The organism is Flavobacterium sp. (assembly GCF_043779715.1).
GTDB lineage: Bacteria > Bacteroidota > Bacteroidia > Flavobacteriales > Flavobacteriaceae > Flavobacterium.
This window is the reverse complement of sequence record NZ_JAYWDT010000144.1, coordinates 1-7,522: the sequence shown is the minus strand read 5'-3', so window position 1 is coordinate 7,522 and position 7,522 is coordinate 1. Positions and strand designations below refer to the sequence as shown.

8 protein-coding genes are annotated in these 7,522 nt (G+C 34.0%); 2 read left to right on the top strand and 6 right to left on the bottom strand.

The features are described from left to right. Positions 1–101 (top strand): amino acid--tRNA ligase-related protein (locus ACH2BG_RS07305; RefSeq protein WP_395047050.1); only part of this gene is annotated, 101 nt, incomplete at its 5' end. An 80-nt stretch (positions 102–181) separates the two neighbouring features. Next, positions 182–1,648, top strand: a complete 1,467-nt coding sequence (gene rpoN / locus ACH2BG_RS07300) for an RNA polymerase factor sigma-54 (protein ID WP_395047049.1) — start codon at positions 182–184, stop codon at positions 1,646–1,648. Positions 1,649–1,734: 86 nt separating this feature from the next. Here rpoN and ACH2BG_RS07295 read toward each other — a convergent pair whose 3' ends face one another. The 6 genes from ACH2BG_RS07295 to ACH2BG_RS07270 form a co-directional block, all read right to left on the bottom strand. Then, the gene (locus ACH2BG_RS07295) at positions 1,735–3,222 is read right to left on the bottom strand and encodes an FAD-dependent oxidoreductase (protein ID WP_395047048.1); all 1,488 of its coding nucleotides are present in this window, start codon (positions 3,220–3,222) and stop codon (positions 1,735–1,737) included. Between the two features lie 1,204 nt (positions 3,223–4,426). Then, positions 4,427–4,834 carry a type II toxin-antitoxin system VapC family toxin gene (locus ACH2BG_RS07290; protein ID WP_395047047.1) on the bottom strand — a complete coding sequence of 136 codons (408 nt, stop codon included), beginning with the start codon at positions 4,832–4,834 and terminating at the stop codon, positions 4,427–4,429. Then, positions 4,834–5,073 (bottom strand): DUF6364 family protein, encoded by a 240-nt coding sequence (locus ACH2BG_RS07285; RefSeq protein ID WP_395047046.1) that lies wholly within the window; start codon positions 5,071–5,073, stop codon positions 4,834–4,836. The genes ACH2BG_RS07290 and ACH2BG_RS07285 overlap by 1 nt, the downstream gene beginning before the upstream one ends. Positions 5,074–5,294: 221 nt before the next feature. Beyond that, complete coding sequence (locus ACH2BG_RS07280; protein WP_395047045.1) at positions 5,295–5,507, bottom strand: hypothetical protein; 213 nt, start codon at positions 5,505–5,507, stop codon at positions 5,295–5,297. Further along, positions 5,504–6,100: a hypothetical protein gene (locus ACH2BG_RS07275; RefSeq protein WP_395047044.1), complete on the bottom strand. Its 597-nt coding sequence runs from the start codon at positions 6,098–6,100 to the stop codon at positions 5,504–5,506. Before ACH2BG_RS07275 ends, ACH2BG_RS07280 begins: the two co-directional genes overlap by 4 nt. A gap of 186 nt (positions 6,101–6,286) precedes the next feature. Then, on the bottom strand, positions 6,287–7,396 hold the full coding sequence (locus tag ACH2BG_RS07270) for a leucine-rich repeat domain-containing protein (RefSeq protein ID WP_395047043.1): 1,110 nt from the start codon (positions 7,394–7,396) through the stop codon (positions 6,287–6,289). Positions 7,397–7,522 lie beyond the last annotated feature (126 nt).

Genomic DNA, 7,522 nt, shown 5'->3' with positions numbered 1-7,522 from the left:
TTGGACTTGGTTTCGAAAGATTGGTTCTTTTTGTAACTGGAATGACAAACATACGTGACGTAATTCCTTTTCCTAGAACACCTATGAATGCAGAATTTTAATAAAAAGTTAATTTGCGGATTTGGTTATTTGTGGATTTGATTCCAAATAACCAAATAAACGAATAACCAAACAAACTAATATGCTAAAGCAGTTTCTAAATTTCAAATTATCTCAAAAATTATCTCCACAACAAATCCAGTTGATGAAGTTAATTCAACTGCCAACGCAAGCTTTCGAGCAACGTTTACTGGAAGAAATGAACGAAAATCCAGCATTGGAAGGTGGTGATGATCAAGAAGAAATTTACGAAAAAGATGAGTTCGACAATAATGACGAATATGATGATTATGACGACAATGAAAACATCGATTCTGGAGACATAAACATAGACGAATATTTAAGCAACGACGAAACACCGGATTACAAAACCCAAGCCAATAATTATAGTGATGATGATGAAGATCGAGAATCACCATTATCAGCGCCAGTTAGTTTTCATCAGGATTTAATCAATCAGTTAAATACTTTTATTTTGACCGATGATCAGCGCGATATTGCCGAATTTCTTGTAGGAAGTATCGATGATATGGGCTATATTAGACGTACGATACAAGATATTGTCGATGATATGGCGTTTACGCAAGGAATTTATACCGATGAAAAAACAGTCGAAAAAATACTACATATTGTTCATGAATTAGAACCTTCAGGCGTAGGGGCAAGAGATTTACAAGAATGTTTATTATTGCAATTAAAACACAAAACACCTACTGAATCCGTTGCGTTAGCTATGAATATTATTCAGGATCAGTTTGAAGCTTTTACTAAAAAACATTACGACAAATTGATGTTGAAATTCTCAGTTTCGAGAGAACAACTCAAAAACGGAATCGACGAAATTGAAAGATTAAACCCAAAACCAGGTGGCGCTTATACAGGAAGTAACAAAATGACCGAACACGTAGTCCCTGATTTTGCGATAAAAATTGTAGATGACGAATTAGAATTAACCTTAAACGGAAGAAATGCTCCCGAACTTCATGTTTCGAAAGATTATCAAGACATGATGAAAACGTACAAGGATTCTAAAGACAAATCGAATGCTCAGAAAGATGCTGTTCAATTTATCAAACAAAAATTAGATTCTGCAAAATGGTTTATCGATGCTATAAAACAACGTCAGGAAACATTGTATGTAACGATGAATGCTATCATGCATTTTCAACAAGAATATTTTCTTGATGGCGACGAAGCCAATCTAAAACCAATGATTCTAAAGGATATTGCTGATATGATTGGGTTGGATATTTCGACAGTTTCGCGTGTAGCGAACAGCAAATATGTAGATACGCCTTATGGGACAAAACTAATTAAAGAATTCTTCTCGGAAGCTATGACTAATGATCAAGGTGAAGAAGTTTCTACAATCGAAATTAAAAATATATTGCAAACTGTTATTGCAGAAGAAGATAAAAGCAAGCCTTTGCCAGACGACCAATTGGCTGATATTCTTAAAGAAAAAGGATATCCTATTGCCCGCAGAACCATTGCGAAATATCGTGAGCAATTGGATATTCCTGTGGCGAGAATGAGAAAAAAAATGTAGAAATTGAAATTATATTTTTAAAGACTTATTTATTTTTCCATCTACTTAACCGCTTCATTCCTCTAGCAGTAATACATTGACTTTTTTTAGATACTGAAGCCTTTTGCTATTGTCTTTACCGCATTGGCATCCCGTAAACCCCGTCCTCTCGGTTCATCTCCTTCATGCAGCACAATTTCGGAATGTAGGAATTGCGCGGCTTCTGCTGAATCTTTCACTTTGGTAGCACTGCGTTCTAACATTTCTGCTTCAAACTCAGTTAATACACTTTCTCTCACTCCAATTTTTTTCCATTGAGAGAATGTACTACATTCTTTTGAGATGCTCCGAGCCAGCGTGAGCGCATCCAACAGCGCTTGATTCGCTCCCTGTCCTTTGAATGGACTCATTGGGTGAGCCGCATCACCAATCAGAGTTACTGGCCCACCTTTATCCAACAATTCTGATGTGAGTAATTCTCGGTCATACACAGGATAACCGGAAATTTGAGCTTCCAAGGTTGCTGCTAAAATTTGAGGAATGGGAACGTGCCACTGCGTTCTACGACACGCTTCTTCCTTGAGTGCTTGGCATCCTTGTGCGCTTAAAGCCTTAGCCTCTTTTTCTGGCATTGGAAAACTAAGTTGCCACATCACTGAGTCTGATGTATAAGGCATGATATAAATTCGCTCATTACCATTGGCGGTTTGAAATACAGTTGCAGAGTCGAGCAAAGAACTATTCAGTCCTTCGAGAGCACTCAAAGGACAAATACCCAATATCACAATACAACCTAAGTAACGTAAAGGGGAAATGTCTTCGCCAATTAACAACTTCCGCACCGAACTACGAATACCATCGGCTCCAATCACAAGATCTGCTTTTGAGGTCTTAATTTCGCCGTTTACTTCAAAGGTAATATCAACACCTTTATTTTCGCATTCCTTAAAATCTATTAATTGATGTCCCCACTGAATCGCATCATGTCCGCCGAGTTGTTCAAGTAGGGCTAAGCGCAAAGATTGTCGTGCGATATGCACATTGAAACGTTTCGGAGATGTTTTCGGACCTGAAGGCATCCACTTTCTGATTCCCCATTCGCCAATCACTTTTCCTTCTGTAGTATGAACCACATGCTTTGTAGAAGTCACCCCTTCATTTAACGAGAAAACACCAAATCCTTCGATTACTTTACTAGCTTGTTGTAAAGTGATTCCGTAACCCTGAGATCGAGCAGCGAAGTCGTTATCGCGCTCATAAAGTGTAAATGGGATTGCGCGATGCAAACAAGCTACAGCTAAAGCCACTCCTCCAATACCGGCACCAATAATAGCAACGTGTGGGAAGTTTTCTTTATCCGCGATAGGAGAGTTAGTAGAACCAACCAATCCAGAACCAGAACAGTTTAAGCAGGAGTATAGATGCCCTTTGGGACGAACGGGAGCAGTTCCTTCACTATTCGTTTTTTCAAATTGTTCGAACGCTATTTGGTAGTGGCGTAGTGCTTTCTTGCTGAGCCCGCGACTTTTTTTGCCACGTCCCTGACATTTTTGACAAATAGTCCAGCTTGCTTCTTTATTTTTTGCTTTTTTCACTTCCTCATTTTTTCACTTGATCTTGACTCTCATTGAAACCTGCACGAACCTTAGCATGTTGTAAGGGAGCTGTTGGAGATATTTATTTCTTTTTTTCTGTTTTGACTTAGTTTTAAGTTTAGCTTTCAATAGAAGCGTTTCGTTTACTAATTTCAGCCAGATTATACAATTATTCATAAGATGGTAACTTTTTCCGCAATATTGGAAATATTACTGTTAACGTTCCCATGCTAAAGCGGTTTGGGGCTAAATTAAGATTTATTTTTCGGTAAAACACAAAATTTCCAAATACAAGACCAACTTTAAATTAAGCCTAAAACCCCAATCTAGCCAAACGGCTGTTACTGGAGGGTTTCCCTTGATAACAATGGTTTTCCCGTAATTTATTTTTCGGCAGTTTTTACGCTTTCCGCATTCCAATTGTCAGCGTCAGTTCGGCAAGTTTGCTTTTCAAGTTTCCATATTACGTTTTCCACATTTCAATTGTCAGCGTCAGTTTGGCAAGTTTGTTTTTCACGTTTCAATTGCCTGAGTCAGTTTGGCAAGTTTGATTTTCATGTCTCCACATTACGTTTTCCACGTTTCAATTGCCAGAGTCAGTTCGGCAGTTTGGTTTTACGTTTCTATTTTTTCCGCTTTCATTTCCGAGTTGGAAACATCAGATTCAATTCGGCACGAATTGGTTGTGAAACTCTCCAGTAACGTCCCGCGGCTTCGCTAGGTTGCGTAAATTTATCACAAAACTTACCAAGTACAAAACCAAATTGGAAAAAACAGAGTTTTTCCAAATAAAGACCAAGCCTAGCAATCTCGCGAAACCGTTGTTGTGGCTCGATGCTATGAATCGGCACTGTTTTTTTTAGAAGTTTTTTTGCGTTTATTTCAAAAGAAATCGAATCGATTTCAGCGACTTTTTCTCAACATTTTTTTTGCGTCCATTTCGGTACACTTTTTTGAGTTCGAATTGAGTTAGTTTGGAAGCGATTTTTAAGTGTAAAAATCTCAAAAGTGAGAAGATAATTCTTTCACGATTTTAGTTGCCAGAGTCGATTCTGCACTGTGCCACAACGTCCCGCCGCTTGGCGAGGTTGGGGACTAAATTAAGCCCATTCTTCGGATTTGCCAAATCATCCCAAATACAAAACCATCTTTCCATTAAGCCAAATGCCCAAATCCGTTGTAGTGGCTGTTACTAGAAGTCGCTTTATTTCTTCATATATTCCTCTGCAGTCATTACGGGAATTTTCGAGTTCTTAAAATCTTTTTTGTTTCGAGTTATTATTATATCTGCATCATTGTCCATTGCAACGAAATATTGTAAACCATCTTCAAAGTCTTTAAAATCTGAAGCCAAGGCTAATTCGATTGCTTTATCTTCCAAAGGAAGTATAGTTACTAATACCTTAAATTTGGACAAATACTTTTTTGCATCTACATCTTTATGATGTTTGACAATAGAGTAGTAAGCATTTGCAAAAGTTAGCGAAGAAATGAAAAGTTTAACCTCTTTTTTATCACTAAGTGTAAATAAATCTTGAGCATCTTTATAAAAAGGTTCACGCTTGGCTAAAAGGTCAATAACAATATTTGTATCTACGAAAATATTCTCCATTATGAATATTTTTGGTCAATATAGTTTCTGTAATCTCTTCTTTCGTCGTAATCACTTGGGATAATTCCTGTCAAACTTTCAACTAATGGACTAACAGAAGATTTCTTTTTTGATTCTCTGGTTAGCGAATTAAGATAGTTTTCTATGAGTTTTGATAAGCTTACACTCTGACTTTTAGCATATGTTTTTGCCTCGTGTATTATTTCCGTATCAAGATTTAATGTGAGTTTCGTGTTCATAATAAAGTTTTTTACGTGTAAAGATAATAAATTGTTACGTAGGTTTTTTGAGTTCTTCGATTTTTTTGCGATTTCTAGTAACAACGTCCCGCCGCTTGGCGAGGTTGGGGACTAAATTAAGATTAATATTTCGGTTAGCACAAAATTTCCAAATTCAAGACAAACTTTAAATTAAGCCTAAAACCCCAATCTAGCCAAACGGCTGTTGTGCGTTCGTTTTTTTATTTATATATACTTCCTATTATTTCCAAAATATGTTTTAAAAATAAAGAGTTTCCCGTTCTATTGTTAATTTTTCCCATTTCATTCTTTCTTTCTACTTCTGACATTTGGCTTATTTTTCTAGCTTTTTTAAATGCATAAAAAGTCAAAATTCCTGTAAATGTAATTGAAACAATAGCAAGAATAATTAGTGTATTATTTTCTGTTTTCATTCTTCAAATTCACTTTTTCGATTTCTAATTTTCCTTAATTGTTCAGTTGCAAAATATAAGATTACTGCAAATAATAAATACATAGTAATTTTGATTAATATTTGGAAAATATATTCTGCTTTTAGAAAGTTAAACATTCCCATTTCAAAACTGCTCCCAATATAATCTCGATGTATAGAGACTAAAATAATTGTAAATCTCTCAATTGATAGAATGAATATAAAACTAAAAATTAAACGTAATATTTTTGAATTTCTTATTTTTTCAATTCTTAAGATTTGAGTTGTAAAAATCCACAATATTGGTTGTAACCAATAACCAAACCAATACTTTCCAAACATTCTGTTTAAGATGCTATGTTTTTCTTCTTCGGTTATTTCCTGAAATGTAAAATAAAGTCCAATTATCCAGCTAACAAAAAATATAATTCCTGCAAAAACAACTAAATCAGCTGCTATTTTGTCTACAAAATTAATTTTAGTTTTGTTTTTTATGAATAGCGAAACGATTAAATAAAGTAATGAATATAAACCAAAACCAATAAAAAAGTCTACGTAAATTATGTTTACAAAATCCCAAATATTCTCTTTCATTTTTAGTTTTTATTTTCCGGTTTTCTGTCGCTCGAAAATGACGCACAATGACGTTCTGGCGCTTGGCGAGGTTGCGGACTTCGGAACCGATTATTTTCTATCAAAGATAAAATTTCTTGCGAAATGTAAACGTGTATTTACAACAAAATTCGCAATCTTGCCAAACGCCTGTTAGCAGAAGTTTTTTTAGTTAAATTTAAGTTCAGCATTTGGAAGAATTTTTTTAAGTCTTTCTTGTTCAGATTTATCAAAAGAATTTCCATTTAGCCAAAACGTTTTTACTTGAGTTAATTTTTCAAATCCAATTGGCATTTTTGACAAACCACAAGAAGGAAATCCAATTCGTTTTAGGCTTTTAATTTTTGAAATTATCTCAAAACTTTCGGTCCAATTAAAGTTTTTTAATGAAACAAAACCAATTTGTTCAAGGTTTGTGAGTTCTGAAATACTTTTTGGAATTGTTTCCAATGGATTGATTCCAATTGATAATTTTTTTAATTTTTTAAGATTTGATACTCCTGTCGGTAATTCAGATATTTTGTTTTTATCTATTTCTAATTCTTTAAGATTTGTCAGTTGCCAAACAGGTTTTAAATTTTCAGTTTCTAAACTGTTATTTCCTAGTGATAATTTTTCAAGTTGTTTAAGTTTTGAAAATTCCGTTGGCAGTTGCGATATACTATTTCCTTCAAGATTTAAAACTTTAATTTTATTTAAATTTCCTATTTCATTCGTTATGTTTTCTACTTTACTACGCCACATTATAATGTATTTTAGATTTTTTAGTTTAGACAATTCGACTGGGAAATCAGAAAAATTGTTATAACATAAATCAATAGAATTTAACTTTGGTAAATCATTTTCGGTAAATGAAATTTTAGAAATGTTATTACTAAACAACCTTAAATATTCAAGTTTTTCTAATTTTAGAATACCTTTTGGAATTTCAAAAAAGTTATTTTCGTCAAGCCAAAGTTCTTTTAAATTTTTAATTTCTGAAATATTTAGAGGTAAATTTTCTAAATTATTTTCTTGAAGATAAATAGTTTTTAGTTTTATATTGTTTTTTAGGATATTGAAACTTTGTTCTAAATTTAAATTTGGATTTTGTCCTAAATCAATTTCTTTTAAGTTTCTATATTTGGATATTTGGGTTGGAAGGGTTTTTAAATTTTGATTGGATAAATCTAAAATTTTTACTTTATTAGGATTCTTTTCTGCTTGTTCAATAGAATTAAATTCTTGTCCAAAAGCGGAAATGTTTATGAGAATAAAAAAAAACAATATTGTTTTCATCTTTTGCGAATTGGTGGTTTAAAATTTCTGCTAACAAGCCTCGGCTTTGCGGTCGTTTCTCTGGGAGATTTTCTCCCGAGAGAAATGCCTCAAAGCTGAAGATGTGGGAAGTCCTGAAAGGGCTTT

Coding starts and splice junctions, on each gene's coding strand:
- rpoN (WP_395047049.1), top strand. CDS start 182: ATGCTAAAGCAGTTTCTAAATTTCAAATTATCTCAAAAATTATCTCCA.
- ACH2BG_RS07280 (WP_395047045.1), bottom strand. CDS start 5,507: ATGAAAACAGAAAATAATACACTAATTATTCTTGCTATTGTTTCAATT.
- ACH2BG_RS07270 (WP_395047043.1), bottom strand. CDS start 7,396: ATGAAAACAATATTGTTTTTTTTTATTCTCATAAACATTTCCGCTTTT.
- ACH2BG_RS07290 (WP_395047047.1), bottom strand. CDS start 4,834: ATGGAGAATATTTTCGTAGATACAAATATTGTTATTGACCTTTTAGCC.
- ACH2BG_RS07275 (WP_395047044.1), bottom strand. CDS start 6,100: ATGAAAGAGAATATTTGGGATTTTGTAAACATAATTTACGTAGACTTT.
- ACH2BG_RS07285 (WP_395047046.1), bottom strand. CDS start 5,073: ATGAACACGAAACTCACATTAAATCTTGATACGGAAATAATACACGAG.